At 65.3% G+C, this 20,054-nt stretch carries 18 protein-coding genes; 4 read left to right on the top strand and 14 right to left on the bottom strand.

The features are described from left to right. The first annotated feature begins 239 nt into the window (after positions 1-239). From Pla175_RS16365 to Pla175_RS16350, 4 genes are all read left to right on the top strand, one after another. Positions 240-545 (top strand): hypothetical protein, encoded by a 306-nt coding sequence (locus tag Pla175_RS16365; protein WP_145287365.1) that lies wholly within the window; start codon positions 240-242, stop codon positions 543-545. Beyond that, positions 542-2,662, top strand: a complete 2,121-nt coding sequence (locus tag Pla175_RS16360) for a hypothetical protein (RefSeq protein WP_145287362.1) — start codon at positions 542-544, stop codon at positions 2,660-2,662. Before Pla175_RS16365 ends, Pla175_RS16360 begins: the two co-directional genes overlap by 4 nt. Before the next feature lie 234 nt (positions 2,663-2,896). Next, positions 2,897-3,850, top strand: coding sequence for an ABC transporter ATP-binding protein (locus Pla175_RS16355; RefSeq protein WP_145287359.1), 954 nt, complete (start codon positions 2,897-2,899; stop codon positions 3,848-3,850). 394 nt (positions 3,851-4,244) lie between these two features. Further along, a complete protein-coding gene (locus Pla175_RS16350; RefSeq protein ID WP_145287356.1) occupies positions 4,245-5,879 on the top strand; it encodes a hypothetical protein in 1,635 nt (544 codons plus the stop codon). Here Pla175_RS16350 and Pla175_RS16345 read toward each other — a convergent pair. The 14 genes from Pla175_RS16345 to Pla175_RS16280 all read right to left on the bottom strand — a co-directional run bounded on the left by Pla175_RS16345 (position 5,876) and on the right by Pla175_RS16280 (position 20,010). Then, positions 5,876-6,343, bottom strand: a complete 468-nt coding sequence (locus Pla175_RS16345; RefSeq protein ID WP_145287353.1) for a hypothetical protein — start codon at positions 6,341-6,343, stop codon at positions 5,876-5,878. The genes Pla175_RS16350 and Pla175_RS16345 overlap by 4 nt on opposite strands. A gap of 136 nt (positions 6,344-6,479) precedes the next feature. Further along, positions 6,480-8,498, bottom strand: coding sequence for a secretin N-terminal domain-containing protein (locus Pla175_RS16340; RefSeq protein ID WP_145287348.1), 2,019 nt, complete (start codon positions 8,496-8,498; stop codon positions 6,480-6,482). Positions 8,499-8,538: 40 nt separating this feature from the next. Next, entirely contained in the window at positions 8,539-9,174 is a 636-nt protein-coding gene (locus Pla175_RS16335; RefSeq protein WP_145287345.1) for a hypothetical protein, read from the bottom strand. After that, entirely contained in the window at positions 9,171-10,724 is a 1,554-nt protein-coding gene (locus Pla175_RS16330; protein ID WP_145287342.1) for a PilN domain-containing protein, read from the bottom strand. Before Pla175_RS16330 ends, Pla175_RS16335 begins: the two co-directional genes overlap by 4 nt. A 9-nt stretch (positions 10,725-10,733) precedes the next feature. Further along, complete coding sequence (locus Pla175_RS16325) at positions 10,734-11,099, bottom strand: hypothetical protein (protein WP_145287339.1); 366 nt, start codon at positions 11,097-11,099, stop codon at positions 10,734-10,736. A gap of 1 nt (position 11,100) precedes the next feature. Next, entirely contained in the window at positions 11,101-11,628 is a 528-nt protein-coding gene (locus Pla175_RS16320; protein ID WP_145287336.1) for a hypothetical protein, read from the bottom strand. Beyond that, positions 11,615-12,070 (bottom strand): hypothetical protein, encoded by a 456-nt coding sequence (locus tag Pla175_RS16315; protein WP_145287332.1) that lies wholly within the window; start codon positions 12,068-12,070, stop codon positions 11,615-11,617. The genes Pla175_RS16320 and Pla175_RS16315 overlap by 14 nt, the downstream gene beginning before the upstream one ends. Positions 12,071-12,141: 71 nt before the next feature. Next, positions 12,142-12,660 carry a GspH/FimT family pseudopilin gene (locus tag Pla175_RS16310; protein WP_145287328.1) on the bottom strand — a complete coding sequence of 173 codons (519 nt, stop codon included), beginning with the start codon at positions 12,658-12,660 and terminating at the stop codon, positions 12,142-12,144. 6 nt (positions 12,661-12,666) lie between these two features. Next, positions 12,667-12,987 carry a type II secretion system protein gene (locus Pla175_RS16305; protein ID WP_145287325.1) on the bottom strand — a complete coding sequence of 107 codons (321 nt, stop codon included), beginning with the start codon at positions 12,985-12,987 and terminating at the stop codon, positions 12,667-12,669. Positions 12,988-13,123: 136 nt separating this feature from the next. Further along, positions 13,124-13,450, bottom strand: coding sequence for a competence type IV pilus major pilin ComGC (locus tag Pla175_RS27185; protein ID WP_145287322.1), 327 nt, complete (start codon positions 13,448-13,450; stop codon positions 13,124-13,126). Further along, entirely contained in the window at positions 13,447-14,604 is a 1,158-nt protein-coding gene (locus tag Pla175_RS16295; RefSeq protein WP_145287319.1) for a type II secretion system F family protein, read from the bottom strand. Before Pla175_RS16295 ends, Pla175_RS27185 begins: the two co-directional genes overlap by 4 nt. Before the next feature lie 11 nt (positions 14,605-14,615). After that, positions 14,616-16,304: a GspE/PulE family protein gene (locus Pla175_RS16290; protein ID WP_231953938.1), complete on the bottom strand. Its 1,689-nt coding sequence runs from the start codon at positions 16,302-16,304 to the stop codon at positions 14,616-14,618. Between the two features lie 52 nt (positions 16,305-16,356). After that, complete coding sequence (locus Pla175_RS16285; RefSeq protein WP_197526910.1) at positions 16,357-16,734, bottom strand: response regulator; 378 nt, start codon at positions 16,732-16,734, stop codon at positions 16,357-16,359. A 132-nt stretch (positions 16,735-16,866) separates the two neighbouring features. After that, a complete protein-coding gene (locus Pla175_RS16280) occupies positions 16,867-20,010 on the bottom strand; it encodes a LamG domain-containing protein (RefSeq protein WP_197526909.1) in 3,144 nt (1,047 codons plus the stop codon). Positions 20,011-20,054: the final 44 nt, after the last annotated feature.

Below are 20,054 nucleotides of genomic sequence, written 5' to 3'. Positions count from 1 at the left end.
AGGACGCAAGAGAAAGAAAAGAAGATAAGCAAGATTCGGACGCGGATGATCGCGGAGAAAGCGGATCGAAAGGGATAGAAAACTCGATGGAAATTGTCCGCGCTCCTCAACGAGCTCATCGCCGACACCTGCCCTATTCTTTCTTGCGGCCGTCCTTCGTGTCCCTTGGTGTCCTTGGTGGTTAGCCGTTTCCGCCCCACGTTTGTTGCATCTCACGGGCAATCTGCGAGAATCGGGCCATGCCTTCGTTCCGATTCAGCATCCGCACGGCCCTGCTCGCGTTGCCGGTCGTGTCGCTGCTGCTGGTGCTGGTCGCCGCGGCGAGCCGGCAAGAGTTTTGGGCCATCGGGCTGCTCGTCGGGCTGGGGTTCGTGCTGGTCACTCCGGTTGTGCTCGCCGCTAGCTACTTGGCGTTCACCGCGCTCAGCCAAGTGATGCGGACCGCGGAACGGCTCCCTGCCGGCCGGCGACCCGCCGGCTCGCTGGGGGACCCGGACGCCCCTCTGGCAGACCCCGCCGGTCCGCAGGGGGAACCCGCCGCGTGAGAAGCCGCATCACCGCCGGCGCGTGGCCTTTGGCCGTCGCTGCCCTGTTGTTCATCGGGGCCGGGCCATGTCTTGGCGGGGGGCAGGTGTTCAACCTGCCGGAGCAGGGCAGGGCGACCGCCCTGGGCGCCTCGCCCACCAGCGGGCTGAAGCTGTCGCTTGACACCACCTGGGTCGAGGGCTTCGGCTACCGCCCCGTCCGCCTTACGCTCACCAACCCCACGCCGGTGGCGTCGCCGCTACGGATCGCGCTACGCTTTAGCGCCCGCAGCTACAACAACAGCCAGCAGACCATCACGGTAGAGCAGGAGTACGATTTCCCCGCCGGCGCGGCGAAGGCCGAGTTTGTGATCGACGTGCCGCAGTACGCGGTGTGGAACTTCGTGCACTGGGACGTGTGGGTGAACGGCCGGCACGACCGAGACCTTTCGGTCCGCCTCGACAGCTTTGCAGGGCACGCGGTGACCAACCAGGCGCTCTGGAACGTGCTGTACGCCGACCCAGATCAGCAGGGGTACGACGAGGCGCCGCTGAACAGCGCGGGCGCCGCGATGGGCCCCCAGCAGGGCCCCCAGCAGGGGCCCAACATCGTCCAGTCGATCGGCGGTCCGCTCCCCGCGACTTGGCGCCGGCTGAGCTGCTTCGATTCGGTCGTGATCGGCTTTGACAATCTGGTCGGCCTGAAAGATTCGCAGCAGGCCGTTGCCCTGAGGCGCTGGGTGCAGGCGGGTGGCCAGCTCATTGTCGAGGGCTGCGGCGCAGAAGACGCCAAGCGCGACGCGGTGGCGGGGTTCATCCGCACACGGGCCGCGCCTTCCGATGCCCCGTGGCGGGCGCTCGAGCTCCCCGGGCCGGTCGATTTTGACGCGTCGTCTTTCTACGACCCCGATTCGGTTCTCCAACAGCTCCGCAGCGCTCCCAACCAATCCGCCCCGAGCGACGCCCGGCTGCTCGACGCCGGCTTCGGCTGCGTGCTGGCGCTTCCCGCTGGCTTCGAGTCCCCCGTCTGGCCGGCCCGATCGAGGCGCAACTCGGGGGTCCAGGTCAGCCCGCTCGCCGCGTTCTTGGTGCAGCGCAGTTGGGTGCAGCGGCACGGGTTCGACCCCGCGCGCAGCGTCGACGAGTTTTCCGACTGGCTGATCCCCGGCGTCGGGGCCGCCCCGGTCACGCTGTTCCGCGTGCTGCTCACGCTGTTCGTGGTGGTGATCGGCCCGCTCAACTACTGGCTGCTGAGCGCCTACGGCCGGCTGCACTTGTTGGTGATCACGGTACCCGCGCTCGCGGCGCTGTTCACCGTGGGCCTGCTCACCTACGCCGTGGTGGCCGACGGGCTGGGCGCCCGCGTGCGGGTCCGCAGCCTGACCATGCTCGATCAGCAGCGGGGCGAGGCGATCACCTGGGCCCGTATGAGCTACTACGCGGGCCTGACGCCCGGCGGGGGGCTCGCGTTCCCCGAGTCGACCGCCTGTTACCCCATCTCTGCAGATTGGGACGAGAATATGTTCGGCGGGTCGCCCGCCGCAGACCGCCACGTCGAGATGACCCCCGACTCCCAGCGGCTCTCGCGCGGCTGGCTGCAAGCGCGCACCCCCATCCAGATGCTGGCGGTCACGGCGCGCGACGCCAAGCAGCGGATCAGCATCCGCCCCAGCGCGAAGGGGCTGCTGGCCGCCAACGCGTTGGGCGCCGACCTGCAACTATTGGTCGCGCGTGATTCGGCAGGCGCCTACTGGATGGCCCAAGGGTGCCCGGCGGACGAAACCGTAGCGCTCGCTGCGACGACGCGCTCCTTCGCGGTCGGCGCCATCCGCGACCAGACCGGCAAGCAGGCCCCCGAACCACCCCCCGGCCTCGACGACCGTTCGTTCCTGGGCGAAACGGCGAGCCAACGCCGGCGGATGTACGGCGGGCGCCGCAGCTACGCCGGCATCGACCCGCAGCTCAGCACCAACCGGATGAACACGATCATCTCTGCCCTGCGCGGGGCGGACGGCTCGAACACAGAAATCCCCCCCGGATCGTTCGTCGCCATCTCGGCGACCAGCCCATTGGCGCCGATGGGGCTCCAGGGGGCCGACGAACAAGCCAGCATGCACGTCACGGTGGGCGAGTGGTGAGAAAAGCGATCAGCGATCAGCGATCAGCGATCAGCGATCAGTAGTCAGTAGTCAGTAGTCAGTAGTCAGTAGTCGGGCGGGATAGAGCCGAAGACTCGGTCGCACTGCTACGGCTGACCCGCTTGAACCGCCGAACCAGCGATTCCGCTTGCCCTGGATCGCACCCCACGACCATCAAACATCCCAAAGCCCGAAAAAGCTGAACGCTGAAAGCTGAACGCTGAAAGCTTTGCAATGATCCAAATCCCCAACGACGAGCCAAAGATCGAGCTCCGCGGCGTGCACCGCGTGTTCGGCGATACGCACGCGGTGAACGGCGTGTCGTTCACCGTGCACGCCGGCGAGGTGTTCGGCTACATCGGCCCCAACGGGGCCGGCAAGACCACCAGCATGAAGATCCTCGCCACGCTGGATGAGCCTACCTGGGGCGACGCCCGGGTCGACGGCTTCAGCGTGATCGACGACCCGGAGCACGTCCGCCGCCGGCTTGGGTTCATGCCGGACTACTACGGCGCCTACCAGAACGTGAACGTCCGCGAGTACCTCGACTTCTTCGCCCGCGCCTACGGCCTGCGCGGCGCCGACCGGCGGCGGGCGATCTCGTTCGCGATGGACTTCACCGGGCTCGACGTGCTGGCCAAGAAGCCGATGGACGGGCTCAGCAAGGGGATGAAGCAACGGCTCTGCCTGGGCAGGACCATGATCCACGACCCGTCGGTGATGGTGCTCGACGAGCCGGCCGCGGGCCTCGACCCCCGCGCCCGGATCGAGCTGCGCGAGATGATCGGCCGCCTGGCCGACCTGGGCAAGGCGGTGCTGGTGAGCTCGCACATCCTCACCGAGCTGGCCGAGATGTGCGACCGCGTCGGCATCATCGAGCAGGGGCGGCTGCTGGCCGTCGGCACGGTCGACGAGATCTCGGGCCAGTTTGAGGCCACCAGCCAGGTGCGGCTCCGCGTGCTGGGGGGCGCCGCCGCCGCGGGGGAGTGGCTGTCGCAGCACGACCACCTCGAAGAGCTGGCGGTCAACGGCGAGCGGGTCTCCTTCCGCCACGCCGGCGACGAGGCGGCTCAGGCCGACCTGCTGGCCCAACTGATCGGCGCCGGCTTCCGGGTGATCGAGTTCACCTGCAAGACCAAGTCGCTCGAAGACGTGTTCTTGGAGGTCACCAAAGGAAGGATCCAGTAGCCGCCGACCCGGGGTCGGCGCCGCCACGCGCAGGGACCCGGAAGGCTATGACGGGAGTGACCCCACGGTAAAGCAAAGCGGAGGACCCGGTTTTCGGTAGCAAATAGCCACGCGGTCCGCGAGAATGCGGGGTCGGGCTCGTTTTCGTCGAAGTGGGTTTCCGGGGAGCGCGGGGTTTTGTCCCGCAGGTGTCCGCTAGGCGGCGATTGGACGGGGGTTTTGTCCACCTGATGTCCGCTGAGCGAGCCCAAAGACCAGTTCGGCACCGTGATGGGTCGAAGCAACGAGCGAAAACCCCGGGGAAACCGGGTTCGGGGTAGGGGTTTTGTCCGAAAACGAACCTCCCGAACGAGTGGACAGCAGACAAAACTATCACCCCACCGACCAGCCGCCCGTGAGCCAAGCCGCCCTCGACACGCCGATCGACCCCCCGGCAGCCGCCCCCGGTTCGCGCTGGAAGGCGTGGGCGGGGCGCGTGGACGCGTTCACCGAGTGGGCCAGTGACTGCCTCAACCCGCTGGTCGTCAAAGAGACCCGCCAGGCCCTCAAGAGCCGGCAGTTCACGCTGTGGTTCTTGTTGCTGCTGGTCGGCTGTTGGGTGGTGACCATCGGCGGGGTCGCGTTGTTGGGGCCCGGCGTCCGCTACGGCGCGGCCGGGGGCGTGCTGTTCAGCGCCTACTACTGCGTGCTGTTGTTCCCACTGCTGGTGGTGGCCCCCTTCGCGGCCTTCCGCTCCGTGGCGGCCGAGCAGGACGAGAACACCCGAGACCTGCTGACCGTCTCGACCCTCTCGCCGGCGCAGGTGGTGCAGGGCAAGCTGGCCAGCGCGGCGGTGCAGGTAGGGATCTACTTTTCGGCGCTGGCGCCCTGCTTGGCGTTTACCTACCTGTTGCGCGGCGTCGACGTGATGACGATCGTGATGCTGCTGGCCTACGCGGTGCTCAACTCGCTTGGGCTGTCGATGGTGGGCATCTTCCTGGCGTCCGCGTTCCGGCAGAAGTTCTCCCAGGTATTTATCTCGATCATCTTGATCGGGATCTTGTTCAGCAATTTCTGGGGCGGCTCTGTGTTGGGGGCCTCGCTGGTGCAGTTTGGCGGCATGGTTCCCGAAGAAGGCCTCGGGACGATGATCGCCTACTCGGCGACCACCTTCGCCACGAGTTTCGCCATCCTGTACTTCGGCGCGGTGGCGCTCAATTCCTTTCCCAGCTCGAACCGCAGCACGGCGCTGCGCGTGGCGGCTTCGGTGCAGCATGCCTTCTACCTGGGGTGGATGGTCTGCCTGTGGGGTGCGAGCGGGATGGACGACGACGTGGCCCAGGCGATGGGGGTCCTCGCCTGCTGCTACTGGTGGATCGGGGGCGCCATGCTCACCAGCGAGTCGCCGGTGCTCTCGAGCCGCGTGCGACGCTCGCTGCCCACCACCGGCCTGGGCCGGACGTTCGGCGCGTGGCTCACGCCGGGGCCGGGGACCGGCTACTTCTTCGTGCTGAGCAACCTGGCGATCGTTATGGCGACCGCGCTGGGGATGATGCTGTACCACAGCCAGAGTGTCGACATCTACACCATCGTCATGCTGCTGGTCGCCATTTCGTACGTGGCGGCCTATCTTGGCGTCGGCAAGCTGCTGATCGGTCTGGCACGCGCCGTGACCCCCGTCACCGCGGGGGCGTGCGTGTTGATCCACTTGCTGCTGCTGCTTGCCGGGTCGGCGGCGCCGTTCTTGATCCAGATCAACATGCAGTCGCTGCGTTACCTGGACTACTCGTTCCTGCAGCTAACCAACCCGTTCTGGACCGTCGGCGGGATGGGCGCGGGGGCGATCAGCGACGACGAGTTGATCGTAGTCGTCGCGGCGGTCGGCAGCGCTGCGGCTTGCGCCGTGCTGCTGAACATCCGGCCCACGTGGCGGGAGCTGCACCAGGGCGCCGCCGCGACCCCAGAGCGGGTGCTCGCCGAGCTGGCGGCGCTCAACCCGGCCCCGGCCGAGGCGCCGAAGAGCCCCTGGGACGAACCGGCGCCCGGTTAGTGCAGCGAGGCGGTCCAGCGGGTCCGGCCGCGCTGAAGCACCGCGGTGGGGGGAGAGATAGAGATGACTTGCACGCCGTACTTCTCCGCCCCCGCGGGGACCGGCGCCACGACGCCGCCGATGGCCAGCACCGCGTGCAGGCCGCCGACATCGACAAACCCCTTCAGCTCGATCGACTCGCCCGAACCGTCGTCGCTTCGGACCGCTGCTTGGCTGCGCGTAGGCGGGGCGAACAGGTCGGCCCGGTCTCCGAACGGCGGCGCGTACGGCTCTGCCGCGGCGGGAGCGGGAGGCGGCGACGCCGCGACCTCCGTGGCCGGGGAGGCCTGCGCGGCGTCCACCGCGACGGCCGTCTCTGCCGGCGCTGTGGCGGCTTGCTCCGTGCCGCCCGAGCAACCGACAAGCGCCGCGCAGGCGACGCACACGGGCCAGCACAGGACTTTTCTTAGCAGCAGGGGGTTCACGATGGGGCTCCGCGGGTACGCAGCGGGAGAGGGTTCCCGCCCAAAAACGTACGCCGCCGGAGGCAGACCCGCGGCGGACGCGGCCCCACGCCCGGTCTGCTTCGGCCCCGTAGCCCCGCTACGACCGGCCGAACCGCTACTTCCAGAACTGCCAGAAACGGCCCCCTTGCTCTTCGGCCTTCACCGCTTCCGCCGTCTTCTCGGCCGGCATCTCACCCCGCAGCTCTCGCTGCTGCGAGGCGTAGACGCCGCCGGTCGACCGGTAACGCGAGTCGAAGTCGGGCCGCAGCCGCATGTCGCTGTCGCGGGTCGGGGCGAGTTGTTCCGAGATGGTCGACCCATCGGGCGCCGGCAACCGGAGGGGCTTGCCCTGCGATGCGGCCCGGCGTCGCGCCTCCGCCGGGTAGTTCAGCTCCGGGCCTTGCGGCGCCGGCAGGGGCTCGACGTATTCGGGGATCGGCGTGATGTCCGGCGGGCTTGCCTCGACGGGCGCCGGCGTCCCGATCTGCGGCTCGTACCCGGGCTCGCAGCCAGCGACGCAGCCCGTCGGACACCCTTCGGCGTGCGGGATGCGGTCGAGGCGGCAGGCGACGGCGTCGGCGGCGAACTGATCGCGGGGCGACGGGCACGACTCGTAGCCGGTTATCTCTGGAGAGATGAACACGACCAGCTCGCTCTCACGGATCTCGGTCTTGCGAGACCGGAACAGGTGGCCGAAGTAGCGGATGTCCTTCAAGCCAGGCACGCCCTGAAAGTCGCCGACGTCGCTCCGCTGCCTCAGGCCGCCCAGCACAAACGTCTGTCGGTTGGCGACGCGGACCGTGGTGTTGGCGACCCGCTTGTCGATGATCGGTTGGTTGTCGCCGGGGGTGAACCCGGTGAGGCGGCTGAACTCCGGCTCGACCTGCATCTCGATCGTGTTGTCGTAGGCGATCTTCGGCGTCACCCGCAGCACAACGCCCGCCGGCTTGAACGCCGTGGTGCCGATGGAGCCCCCCGCGGCGGTCTGTTGGAGCTGCTGGTAGGGGATCTCCTGCACGCTCTGAATCGACGCCTGCTCGTTCTCCATCACGGTGATGTTGGGGTCGGCCAACAGCCGGCTGTCGGCCGCGCTCTGCAAGGCCACGGCTACCGCGTTGATGTCGATCGAGTGGCTGAGGCTAGCAAGCGTGAAGCTGCTGCCGGTAGCGCTCTCCGCGAACGGGACCTTGGTGACGGAGTTGGCGCGGAAAAAGCTTGTCTTCTCGCCGTCGCCGTTCCAGCCGAACCCCTGCGTGCCGCCAAAATTAAGGCCGAGCTGCTCGATGTCGGACAGGCTGATGTCGTAGATCAACGCACGGATCTTGACCTGCGGCCGCGGGCGGTCGAGCCGCTCGAGCGCGGCCTGCACCACCTGAAGTATCTCGGGGTAATCGATCACGAGCAGGCGGTCTTCCGCGGCCATCACGGCGACCTTGCCGTCGGGCCCCAGCAGCGCCTCGATCGGCGCTCGGGCCGATTCTGCAGAGATGAAGTGCGTCTTCATGTACGCAACCTCCAGCGCCCTGGGGCCCTGGCCCCCGGCGCCCGGGGTGGTCGAGTGCCGTCGTGCGGCCGCTTCGTCCACGCTCTTGACGAAGTCGCGCACCATCTCGACTCGGTCGGGGAAGTCGAGCACAAACAGGCTGTTGGCGGACGGGAGTGTCCGCACCTGACCCTTGGGGGTGAGCAGCATCTGAGCCCCCTCGAGCACATCGGCGACCTCGGCGTGGATCACCGGGATCGTGGCGGACGTGAAGAACGGGCTGAGCTGGCCCATGTCCGCCAGCTTGCTAATTACCAGGCTGTCGCCCACGGGGCGGTAGCTGTAGCCGTTGCTGAGCAGGATGGCGTCGAGGATGTCCGCCAGCGGCGCGTTCTTGAAAACGCCGTTTACCGTTCCGGGGGATTCGCCGGAAACGATATTGATCCCCCAGAGCTCGCTGATGGTGAACAGCGCGCCCTCGAGGGAGGAGTCGCGGAGCGTCAGATCGCCGCGGCGGGTGAGCGCGTCGGCGACCGCGGTCGAGGGCTCGGCCGCTACCTTCGCCGCGCAGCAGCACAGGGCGCAGCCGAGCGCAAGCGCAGCGATCGCGGTTCGGATTCCCTTACGCCGGGTGTGGCGAAGGACGATCATTGGCCCTCCTTGACCCGATCGATGCGTCACGCTGATTGGATTACACTTTTCCGACTCGCTCTAGCGCGAAGTACCAGAGCTCGATCGTCAGTTCTACCGACTTCCGGCTCGAACCGGTCGGACGTAGGTCTAGCAGTTTCGGGTAGAGCAGCTTTCCCTGCTGCTCAACGGTCGTTAGGAACGAACGCACGGCTGCGGTCGATCCACTCACGGTCACCGCGACCGGCCGAGTCTCAAGCACGAACCCGGTCGCAGCCCCCGGCGAGGGTGCGACGTCTATCGAATCGGGGAGCGGCGAGTCGCCCTCCCGCCAAGCCCGCTGTTGCGCCTCGCCCACGTTGAAGCGAAGCACCTGACAATCCGACTTGCGTACGAGGTCTACGATTTCTTTTCGGAGCGTCGCCACGTTCGACTGCGGAACGGTCCGCGCTTCGATCGCGGCAAGCTGCTCCCGCTTTGACGCTAGCAGTTGTTCGTACTTCGGGAGTTCGCCCGCCACGCGGCTGGCTTCGTCCAGTTGTTCCGTAAGTTCTGCTTGTTCGGTTGCCAGCGCACTGTAGTGATCGGCATGTGGAAGGAGGATCGCAAGCCCCACAAGCGATGTAACGGTGATAACGATTGCCCAGCGTCGGGGGTGTTGGCAGAATCGGTAAAGCAGGTCGTCTTTCATGTTCATGTCCCGGCCTCCGGGTTGGCGGGTTTGCCCGGCGCCAGCTGAAAGTGGACGTCAAAGCTCGTGGCGGGGCCTTCGGGAGTATTGGTCAGCCTGGTGCCGCGGAGGGCCACTTCGTCGAGGTCGGGGGCCTCCTGTAGGTACCGAACGAAGTCGTAGGCGCTCGAGTCGGAGTAGCTGGCGCCGCCGACGATAGCGTCGCCGGTGCCTTCCAGGTGAACCTGATCGAGCCACACATCTCCGGGAAGGCACCCCGCGACGCGCTCGAGTGCTAGCGTCAACTGAGGGGTCGGAGCCGCCTCCGACAGGCTGGTGAGTTGGGCGAGCTTCGCGTCCGCCGCAAAGAGCTCCGTCTTTAGGAGCGTTGAGCGGGTCTGCAGCGGCGCAAGCGCCGCCAGCTCGGCTCGCAGCCCGTCAACGCGAGACTCGTACCCCTGCAGCAACAGCGCAGAGGTCAACCATACCAGCAGCGTCGCCGCGAGCGGGGCGAGGCTACGCAGCAGCACCGGCCGCATCGGCGCCCGGCTGTCTGCGATAATCTGGTCCATTAGGTTCGGTCGGGGCAGGGCGTCTAACCGCGCGTTGCTCGGCAGCGCCGCGCCCGTGAGCGCGGCGAACTCGGCGCCCAGCTCGTCGCTTTTGAGCTCCCACGTCGCCGACGCGATCGGTTGCGCGTCAATCGCGGAAACACTCCACGAAGGTCGTGTGCGGCCCGCCTTGGAAGCCGCCGCGACGATTCCTGGATCCCCGGTGGCTAGAACGCGGGAGAGCGTCGCGCTCGACTGGCCCGCCTGCCTCTGGCAAAGGCGGAGCAGGCGATTGCGGTGCTCATCGAGCAGCCGGAACAAATCCGTCGGCGTCGTGGCGCCGCTCGGACGATAGTCGAGCAGCAGGCGCCCGTTGCGCAGCAGCCCGATCTCGACGCCAACCGGGTCGAGCTGCAGCAGGACTGTCGGATCGTCGCTCTCTTCCGCGGTTTCTAAGTGCAGGCGGCTTAAGGCCACGAGTGCAGATTCGATCCTTACGACCGCAAGACCGCCGGCCTCTACCGCTTCGATGACGGCGTGAAGGTTGCGGGAGCTGGCTACGGAGAGCAGCGCATGCTCGTTGCGTGCGTCCAGGTCCGAACGCCCGAGCGCGAGCGCCTTGGGGCCGGCGCCAAGCGAAAGGTAGAGCTGCGTTCGCTCACGGAGATGGTTTAGTTCGCGGTCGACCGACTGCTTTGAACCGGTGGCGACGCGCGTGACGCACATCTGGCCCGGGAGCAGCACGGTCGCTCGGCCGCCGTTGAGGCGAAGCTCCAGGGTGACCTGCTTGACCGCCTGGGCAAGTGCGGCCCAGTTGTACTCAGCGGCGGCTTCTGCTTCTTCCCCCCAGCGGACGGTTCGGGTTATGGCGATGTCCTTCTGCCCTTCGCCGCGCTCGACGATCACCAGCGCTCTGAGCTCTTGGCGGCCCAGCTCGAGGTAGACGTGACGGTTGTCAGCCTGTCGACGCCGCTCCCCCGCATGCCTGCGGTCTGGGCCACGGCGATCTGTATTCGATGTGCTCATTGCAATGGCCTAGGGATCGATTGTGGCCTGAACCGTTCGGGTGACCGAGCCGGAAACGCCGGAGCTCGTGACAACGACGAGGCTTCCAATGCCATCGACGGCGGTTGCGGAGTACCCGCCGCTGGCCGGATAGGAACCGTCGGCGACCGTGCCTCGCCAGGTCGAGTTGGCCTCCAGCTCTGCGCAGGCGTGATGGACGCCGGCGTTGGCGAGATAGAGGGCCCGCTCGTAATCCAACACGTTGCGCACCGTGGCGAGCTGTGACATCTCTGTGCTAAGAACGTGAACGGCAAGCACGCTGACCATGAAGATCGTAAAGATCGCCATGAGGAGCGCCGCGCCGCCGCGTCGGACCGACTGTCTCTTCGGGTGCATCTCACCAGCTCCTCATCCATGCTAGGCAGGTGACCGTTCGGCCGGCCTCACCGAACCCCGAGTTGTACGCCGCGAGGATCCGGACGGCCTGAACGTCGCCAGGCGATTGAGCCGTGCTGACGCCGTCGGCCGCGAGACCCTGGAAGGTGAGGCCTGTGAGGCCGTGCGCCAGTTTTGTGTTGGTCGACTCGTTGTTGAGCCAGTACTCGACGACCCCCGATCCGGTAAGGATGTATGCGACTCGATCGCCGGAAACGCTGATCAAGGACATCTCGCCGGCGTCATCGGTTGGGCCCGTGATGGCCGTGACGGCCTGCGCCTGTCGGAGCGACCGCACGATGTGCCGCAGAACGGCGTAGGTCTGGTCAGCGGCTTCGGCCTCTGCGTCGTGCAGGCGCCACGCCTCGTAGCTCGAGCGCACCACGACCAAGCTCGCCGTCATCAACGACGAAGTAATGGCCGCTGCGGTGATCAGCTCGAGGAGCGATAGCGCTCCGCGGCGGATCTTGATCTGCTTATGAGGCGACATAAGTTGCCAGTCTTGCGACTTTGGTGCGGAAGACGGTGTTTCGTTCGCCGGCGTCGAGCGTTGCGTTCGTGTTAGCGTCGTCGAACACCGTGACGGTGACATTCATGAGCCGCGAGGCGATCCCGCCGTCGGCCGGCGAGTCGGAGCGGACCGCAACGTACCGCAGCGATGCAAACCCTTCGGCTGTGAAGCTCCCCGTCGTTTGGCCCGAAGTCCATGTCGTTGCGATCACGCCCAGTTGCTCCTCGAGCTTCGCAACGGCGAAGTTGGCCAGCAGTTGGTGCCGGTCGGTCGTTCGGCTAAGCTCGAGCCCATCGCGGACCACCCGCAGGGCCGGGACCAGCGTTCCTCCGACCAAGGCGACCGCCAACGCAACCTCCAGCAGGGAGTATGCCTGCCGTGGCGATGCTATTGGGCGTTGGAGGCCGAGACGCTTGCGCATGCTGTTGCGGGTCTGTGAGTACACGGGAATGCACTCAAACCTAGCACGCGGGCGCGCGCCGCAAGGCGCGATTAGGGCTGCAAATAGCGGGCGGTTTCTACCGATCCGCCGGCGCCGAAGAGGGTGATGACCCAGTAGGAGTTCGGGCCGTCGACGCGTAGTGAGCCGCTGGGACTCGCGGCGGTTAACGCTCCGTCGAAGTCGAAGCTCCATGCGGCGTAGTCGGAAGCGACGACAACGCCGTCTGGCGTTGCGACCGCCTCGTCAACGGCAACGTCGCCCCCGCTTGCTTGGCGGAGTATGCGGTAGGACACGATGGCGCCGCCCGTGGAGGACAGCGCCAGCCGGCATACGTCGCCAGTCGCGATCGCGGTTCTGCGCGTCTGTCGGAGGTCGAGGGCGAGCCGGCGGACGTAGCCTTCGGCCGATGTCTGGCCGAGCAAGCCGTCTCCGAACCGCACCGCGGCCATCCCGCTCAGGACGCCCACGATCGTGAGGACGACCAGCAGCTCCAAGAGCGTGAACGCACGCCGCGGGACTTCCGGGCGTGCGTTCTCGCGGCGATCGCAAGTCGAAGTGGCGAGCTGCATCGCAGGCTAGTCTTCGATGCGCTTGGTGGTGGCGTTGAACGTGTACGCCGAGCCGGTGACCGGGTTGACCGGGATGCCTTCGGGGAAGTAGTTGGTGTCCGCGGCGAGCGCCGCCAAGGTGGCCGGCCAGCTCCCCTTCTCGATGTACCAACGTTCGATCGAGGCGTTGATGGTCGCCTTGTTGTGGGCGTTCACCTTCTGCTTCGCGGTGTCCGACGACACGGTGACGCGCGGGATCACGATTGCGGCAATGATGCCGAGGATCGTGACGACCGCCAAGAGCTCCATCAGTGAGAAGGCACTACGACGTTTGGGTTGGGCACGCATGGTTGAGTTTCCTGTTTCGCTGGACCGAGCAGATGCCTTGCAAGGGACTTCGCCCCGAGCAGTTGGGTTGCCAATTCGGCTTTAAGAAAGGCTAGGTCTGCATTGCTGCCGCGCCGGCAAACCGCCAAAAAAATTGTCAGTGGCTGTGGCCTACAACCCGACCGTCCGAGTCAATCGCGTAGGGCGATCCGTCAATCGGGCAGGTTGGCAACCCACCGGGGAAGTAGAGGGTGCTAGCCCCGATGTCGCTCAAATCGCTGGCCGGGAACGTCCCATGGGCCCGCCGCCACATCTGGCATTGGAGCTCGATGTCTCCCCGGCTTGAACCGCAAGCCGCTGAGTTCCCGACGGTGCGCACCTGGCCGGTGCGCTCAATCGCGATAGCCGCAACAACCCCTAAAATCGTCAAGACGGCCAGCAGTTCGATGATTGAGAACCCTTGGCGCCGCGTTGCTAGCTTCATTGCCCGCCCACCGCGTTGATCATGTCGAACATCGGCAAGTAAATCGCGAGGAGCACCATGCCGACCGCGGAGGCCAACGAGATGGTGAGCACCGGCTCGATCACGCCGACAAACAGGTTGGTCTTCCGCTCGATCTCTTCGTGCAGATGCGCTCGGATGTGTTGCGTTGCTTTGGTAAGCTTGCCCGACTGCTCGCCGACGATGACCAGTTGGCTGACCATGGGTGGGAATAGTTCGCTGTGGCGCTCAACTTCGCGGCTGAATCGTTCACCTTGATTGACCGCTCGATGAAGATCTCTGACGCTCCCCTTGACCGCTCGGTTGCTGACCGATTCTGCCGCTTCCGAAAGGGCGTCTGCCAACGTGAAGCCGGCCTCCATCAGGTTCCCCAGGACGTTCATCAGTTCAAGGACCGCAATATCACGCAGCCAGGGTCCCAGGATAGGAAGCCTGAGCATCTGTGTGTCGATCGCGCGCGCGGCGTCCTCGCGACGACGGAGCTGTGCGACGCCCAATGCGCCGGCCACCCCGGCTAGCACGACCATCCAGCCGTAGTTGCGAGCAATGCTTCCCACCAGGATAAGCGCCTGGGTAACGCCAGGGAGCGGCACCTTTGCATTGCTGTAGGTTTCTTCGAAGACGGGGACAACGTAGGTCAGCAGGAAGGTGATGACCGCCGCGCCAACGAGCACGAGGATGACGGGGTAGGCGAGCTTCTTGATCACTTCGCCACGAAGCTTCCCGGCCTTCTGCCGCTGTTGCGCAATGTTTGTGAGCGCTTCGCCGAGCGCCCCCGAGCGCTCGCCAACCTTGACTTGATTGACGGTCATCGTGTCGAAGCACGACTTGTACTCGCCGATCGCGGTGCTAAACAGGTCGCCGCTCTCCAGCCGCTTCCTGACGCCGAGGAGGATATCGCGGCACCGTTCGAGCGATCGCTCCTCGGCGAGGGCGCCAAGGGCTTTGGGGAGGCTCACGCCATTTTCGAGCAACGTTGAGAGGTTCGTGAAGACCTGAGTGATCTCACGATTAGAGAGGCGGGTGGCTACGCCCTTGTGAGCCGCCTGTCTGCGACGCGCGACTCCGAAGGGTTGAGAGCCGGCGGCTGCGGTCGCATTGATTGGCGAGAGCCCTTTGCTGTTGCGTTGTCGCATGTACGAGGCCCTCAGCTCGAGGTCTTGTAGAACACTTCTTCGAGCGTAGTCCGCCCAGCAACCGCTTGTTCCAGGCCAGCGTCGGTGAGTTCGACCATCCCCTCCCCGGAGGCGATCTCTCGGATCCGCGAGGCGGGGACTCCCTTCTCAATCGCTTCGGCCACCGCCGGGGTGACCGACATCACCTCGAACACGGGGAGACGGCCGGAATAGCCGGTCCCCAGGCACTTCTTGCAGCCGCGCCCACGGTAGAAGACCTCGCCGTAGTAGCGTTCCGGCTGCCTCGTGAGCGACGCGAGCATCGTCGGGTTCGACTCGGCCGGTTCGATGCATTCGCGGCATATGGAGCGAAGGAGACGTTGCGCGATCGAGCCGACCAACGCGCCGCTGATCTTGAAGTGATCGACGCCTAGGTCTTTGAGGCGAGCCACCGCTCCTACCGCGTCGTTCGTATGGAGGGTGCTGATCAGCAGGTGTCCGGTCAGGGCGGCCTGGATGGACGTCGAAGCGGTTTCGTGGTCGCGGATTTCGCCGACCATGATCACATCGGGGTCCTGACGCATGATGTATTTCAGCGCGTTCGCGAAGCCCAGTCCGTGCTCGTTGTCCGACGCGACTTGATTGATGCCGGACAGACGGTACTCGACCGGGTCTTCGACCGTCACGATGTTCCGGCTCACCGCGTTAAGTTTGGAAAGCACGGCGTACATCGTGGTGCTCTTTCCGGAACCGGTAGGTCCGGTGACCACGATCATCCCGTGGGGTTTGTCGATCATCCCCTGAATCGTCTTCAAGTCCCGCGGCATTAAGCCGAGGTGATTGAGCTCGAAGATGCGGTTCCCTTCGTCCAGCAGCCGCATGACCACCTTCTCACCGCCGACGGTCGGAATGGTGCTGACGCGGAAGTTCACCTTGGCGCCTTCTTCGTGCACGCCTAACCGCCCATCTTGCGGTCGGCGGTTCTCGGTCGTGTCCATATCCGCCATGACCTTGATCCGCGCCACGACCGCTTCTTCGATGTGGTTTGGGATCGTCATCACGCTCTGTAGCTCGCCGTCCACGCGGTACCGCACACGCATCTCGGGCGCGTGCGGTTCTAGGTGGATGTCGCTTGTGTTGGCATTGATGGCGCCCATCAGGATGGCGCGCACAAGCCGCACAACCGGCGCCTGCTCTTCTTCGGGCGCCGCGTCGGTGATCTCCGATCGCTCGATCCGTTGCTCGCTCGACTCGAGGTCGGCCATCTTCATGTCGACGATCGTTTGCCGAGCCACCAAGCGATCATCGAAGCCTCGGTCCAGCGCCGCTTGTACGGGGCCCTGAAGCGCCACCACAGGGGCAACGGTGTACCCGGTGATCAGCTCTGTCTCGCAGATCGCCTCGATGTCGTCGGGCGCCACCATGGCGAGTTGCAGATCGCGGCCGCTGATCCCGACCGGCACACATTGATGTTCTCTGGCGAACAACTCGGGGAGCAGCCGGGTGACCTGGGGGTTCACGCCTTGTGGCACGAGGTCGAGGTAGGGCACCCCGTACTGCTCCGCCAGCGCCTCGCCGAGGTGGTCGATGGTGACCAGGCCCCGCTTCACCAGGATCTGTCCAAGCATCCCCCGCTCGGAGCCCTGCGCGGCCAGCGCAGCCTCGAGCTGCGCTTCGGTGATGAAGCCGCGCTGGATGAGGATGTCGCCGAGACGGGCCATGGCAAGAGCAACGTGGGTGGGAGTTCTGGGCGGGAAGGCCCAGGGGGTCGGTTCAGGCGGTAGTTAGACGGTTGATCTTTTTCTCAAGCACCATCGGGTCGAACGGCGTAACGAGGTACTCGTCGGCTCCGGCAGTGAACGCCTTCTGAACGTCCTCGAGGTCCGAGTTCGGAGAAAGGAACATGACCGGGGCGCCGGCGGTGCGCACGTCGGTGCTGAGCCGATCTAGCACGTCCAGCCCGCTTATCCCTTGGAGGAAGTGCCCGACAATGACCGCGTTGGGGCGGTCGTTGGAGACGCGTTCGACGATCCCATCGGCCGACTCGAGCGCCGTGACTTGATAACCTAGGAGCTCCAAGCGGAAGGCAGTGATCTCGCGGAGCGTCGGCTCCTCTTCGATCAGTAGCACTTGTTTGACTGCGGCAACCATTGCAACCGTCATAGGCGTTAGAGGCACGGCGGGGCGGCAAAGGAGCGCCCGGAGGAACATAGGTCGCGCTACGCCGCGGTCAAGCAGCGGCGGTGGATAAGGGACGCCCGGCGGGGTTTGCCCCGAGAAGGGTCAGCGGATCTCTTGCCAGGAGATGATCCGAGCGCCGGGGGTGAAGGCGCCGTAGAAGAGAGTACGGACCTCTTCAGGCGACATCGGGCGGTTGTAGAGGCGTACGTCGTGCATCCGGCCGATGAACAAGGCGTCGCCCGACCACTGGCTGTCGCCGATCGTGTTGGACCTGCGAGAGCCGGCAAGGGGGAGCTGCCGCTGCCCCTCCACCATCAAGATGCCATCGCGGTAGAGCCTCGCCCAGCCGGTACGATCGACCGTCAGCGCGTAGTGCCTCCAAACGCCGTTGATGATCTGATTCGAACTAGTGAGCGACTGCCCGGTATTGGCCAATCCGAGCAGAGAACCGGTTCCCTGGTTCCTGCCAAGCTCGATAGGCTTGCTAGTCCACTCCGCTAGCTGAAAGAACCGGGAGTTGAATGCGGTAGTGGTCGGCCGGGCCCACAGGGCAATCGAGACGCCGTTGGAAAAGGAGTCCGATACGGGGGGCAGCATTACTGCGTCGTCTACGCCGTCGAACGCTAGGGCGTCGAGCAATCCCTTCGGGCCAGACTGACCCTTCGCCGGCGAACCTAGCATCGTCCCGTGTCGAGACATGCCCGACGAGTCGTTTGCGGTCGCGCCAGTCGTGTCGTCGAGCTTCCATTGTCCGACTAAGCCATAAAGCTTAGCGACGTCATCGGGTGTCAGCCTGCGATTGTAGAGGCGAACGTCCTGAAGTCTGCCCGGGAAGTTGTCGTTGAACGCAGAAGTTCCCAGGGTCACCTGACTTCGCGTGACGTTCGACGGCAAGCTTGTGTAGAAGCCGCTCTTGGTGACTTTTCCGTCACGGTAGAGCGTGGCGTTACCCGAAGCGTCCACCGTGGCGACACAATGCACCCAGCGGTCGACGTCGAGTTCGTGGTTGTCTTCGATCGTCTTGAGCGAGCTGCCGTCCTTGGTGTCGGTTAGGTAGAGCTGAAAGCCGACCGTGTTGACCCACCCGAGCCAGACTTGGTCGTTGTCGGCGCCGTTGCTCAGGTCCAAAAACGCGTAGTACTGCCCGCCGGCGGGCGCTGCAGACGGCCGGACCCACATCGCGGCGCTGAAGCCCGTGGAGAAGTCTGACCGGACCGACGGGATAGCGACACGGTCGTTGATCCCGTCGAAGTCGGCCGCCACGGCGCCCGGATAGGGCCCGCCTTGGTTGATCACGACGCCGTTCGTATGAACGCCGGCGCGGGCGTTGAGGCTGGAATCACCGGCAGTGGTTCCGGTGGTCTCGTTGAGCTTCCAGTGCCCGATCAGACCCGACAGCTCGGCGATTTCGTCGGGTTGGAGCCATCGGTTGTAGACACGGAAGTCCTCCATTGCGCCCTTAAATCGCTGGGGCGATCCGTTCCGTGCGCCAAACGACAGGGTGGCCGCGGCCTGCTTGACTATGTCCGCGGTGTTCGTGCCCGCGAGGTGCAGCGTCCCGTCGAGGTAGATCTGCCAGCTGTCGTTCGTGGCGTCGTACTGCGCCACCACATGGCTCCATTGGCCCAAGGCTGGGGCGACCGCGGAAGTCTGAAAAGACTCCTGTCCAACGTATGGCGACGCTCCGAGATCGAACGCCATGACGCCGCTTGTCTCTTGGCGTGCTTCCCATTCTCCACTTAGGCCAAACGGCCTCTCCTGATCCGACTGCTGAGAATCCCGGCGGATCCAGAAGGCGACGGCGCCGGTCGAAGGAGGATCGAACACAGCGCTGGTCGCGGCGTCGTTTGTGCCATCGAACTTCAGCGCGTAGCCGCGGATGCCCGAGACCCAGGTAGGCGCCCCCGTGCTGAAGGAGGCGTGATTCGCTTTTAGCGAGGAGTCTGCCAGTGTAGAGCCCGCGCCCTCGTTCAGCTTCCAGTGACCCACTAGACCGTAGACATCGGCAATTTCGGACGTCGATAGGGCGTAGTTGTACACCCTCACGTCGTCGATCGGGCCGTCGTGATCAAACGTCGTGTCGTTCCAGCCGTTGGCGCCTACGACGGAGTTCGAGCCATTGCCGGCAAACGAGATTGACGATGTCGTTGTCGTGGTCCCGACAAGGGCCCCGTCCACGTAGATTTTTAGCAGGTCGGTGGCGTCGTCGAAGGTTACAACATAGTGATGCCAGCCGGTCCCGACACGGTTGCCCCCCGAAGCACTTACGACGACGTAGCTCGAGCCGTTCCAGAACGCGGCAACAGGCGCATTGTACGGAGCATAGTGGCTGAGAATCTCGAAGTGGTCGCCGATCGACACCAGTTCTGCGCCGCTCGAGTCGGACGTTCTTGTATTGGCCCAGCAAGCGATGGTGAAGTTCGCTGGGTTACCGAGCAGTCCGGTGGTTTGAACCTTGGTCGCCTTGTTGAGGTCGATGGCGCCGTTCCTGCGCCCAGCGACCCAGGTCGCCGTGCCCACGACGGACCCGTTGCGGGCGTGCGTTGACGAGTCGGTAGACGTAGTGCCGCTCGCTTCATCGAGTTTCCAGTGCAGCAGGAGCGGATTGCCGCCGGTCGCGGCCCAGGCGATCGCTTTCTGGGCCAAGGACTTCCCTGCGGTCGTGATGTTCGACCAAGTAAAGGCGCCTCCGCCGTAGGGAAGTCGGACGCGCCTGCCGCTTGCGATGCCATTTCCGCTGTAGGTGTTGGCAAGCCCGGCGCCGACGTCTAGCACCGCTAGGCACGGGGTGCTTGTCCCGGATCGTGTTCCCAGGGCCTGGGCGCCTAGAGATAGCGATCCAGGTATCGTAGCGATCCAGCTCCCGGTCGATGAGCTATAAACGGCCGTGTTCCCCAGTGCGAATCCCGATGTGATGCTGTGGGAGTTGCTGGCGATATTGATCGTCAACACCCCAGAACTTGGAGAAGATCCATCCGTAGCGGTCCAGCCCATTTCGTCATCGAACTGGACAAGCCCTTCGTGGACGACGCCCTTGGTGGTCAGACGCAGCTTGTACGACACATCAGCCGGCGTTGCCGAATAGGGGACGTACACCACGTCGACGGCCGCAATCGCGGAGTCGTAGGCTGCCTGGGACGCCCCGTCCCACAGCGTTGTGACAGTATGCCCCCAGCCCTCAAACGTGGTCTTGCGAGCGGATTCCTCGCTCGCAAGCGACCCGTTCAGGTCGGTCAATAGCAGCACGTTCGCGGCAAACGTCGGGACTACTGCAGCAAGCAGGACTAGCA

It is taken from the genome of Pirellulimonas nuda (assembly GCF_007750855.1).
Lineage (GTDB): Bacteria > Planctomycetota > Planctomycetia > Pirellulales > Lacipirellulaceae > Pirellulimonas > Pirellulimonas nuda.
The sequence above is the reverse complement of the archived record's forward strand: the minus strand, read 5'-3'. Positions and strand labels throughout refer to the sequence as shown.

Excerpts from the sequence above, each read along its gene's own strand:
- Pla175_RS16365 (WP_145287365.1), top strand. The coding sequence starts at position 240 with ATGCCTTCGTTCCGATTCAGCATCCGCACGGCCCTGCTCGCGTTGCCG.
- Pla175_RS16355 (WP_145287359.1), top strand. The coding sequence starts at position 2,897 with ATGATCCAAATCCCCAACGACGAGCCAAAGATCGAGCTCCGCGGCGTG.
- Pla175_RS16340 (WP_145287348.1), bottom strand. The coding sequence starts at position 8,498 with ATGATCGTCCTTCGCCACACCCGGCGTAAGGGAATCCGAACCGCGATC.
- Pla175_RS16335 (WP_145287345.1), bottom strand. The coding sequence starts at position 9,174 with ATGAACATGAAAGACGACCTGCTTTACCGATTCTGCCAACACCCCCGA.
- Pla175_RS16330 (WP_145287342.1), bottom strand. The coding sequence starts at position 10,724 with ATGAGCACATCGAATACAGATCGCCGTGGCCCAGACCGCAGGCATGCG.
- Pla175_RS16325 (WP_145287339.1), bottom strand. The coding sequence starts at position 11,099 with ATGCACCCGAAGAGACAGTCGGTCCGACGCGGCGGCGCGGCGCTCCTC.
- Pla175_RS16320 (WP_145287336.1), bottom strand. The coding sequence starts at position 11,628 with ATGTCGCCTCATAAGCAGATCAAGATCCGCCGCGGAGCGCTATCGCTC.
- Pla175_RS16315 (WP_145287332.1), bottom strand. The coding sequence starts at position 12,070 with ATGCGCAAGCGTCTCGGCCTCCAACGCCCAATAGCATCGCCACGGCAG.
- Pla175_RS16310 (WP_145287328.1), bottom strand. The coding sequence starts at position 12,660 with ATGCAGCTCGCCACTTCGACTTGCGATCGCCGCGAGAACGCACGCCCG.
- Pla175_RS16305 (WP_145287325.1), bottom strand. The coding sequence starts at position 12,987 with ATGCGTGCCCAACCCAAACGTCGTAGTGCCTTCTCACTGATGGAGCTC.
- Pla175_RS27185 (WP_145287322.1), bottom strand. The coding sequence starts at position 13,450 with ATGAAGCTAGCAACGCGGCGCCAAGGGTTCTCAATCATCGAACTGCTG.
- Pla175_RS16295 (WP_145287319.1), bottom strand. The coding sequence starts at position 14,604 with ATGCGACAACGCAACAGCAAAGGGCTCTCGCCAATCAATGCGACCGCA.
- Pla175_RS16290 (WP_231953938.1), bottom strand. The coding sequence starts at position 16,304 with ATGGCCCGTCTCGGCGACATCCTCATCCAGCGCGGCTTCATCACCGAA.
- Pla175_RS16285 (WP_197526910.1), bottom strand. The coding sequence starts at position 16,734 with ATGGTTGCCGCAGTCAAACAAGTGCTACTGATCGAAGAGGAGCCGACG.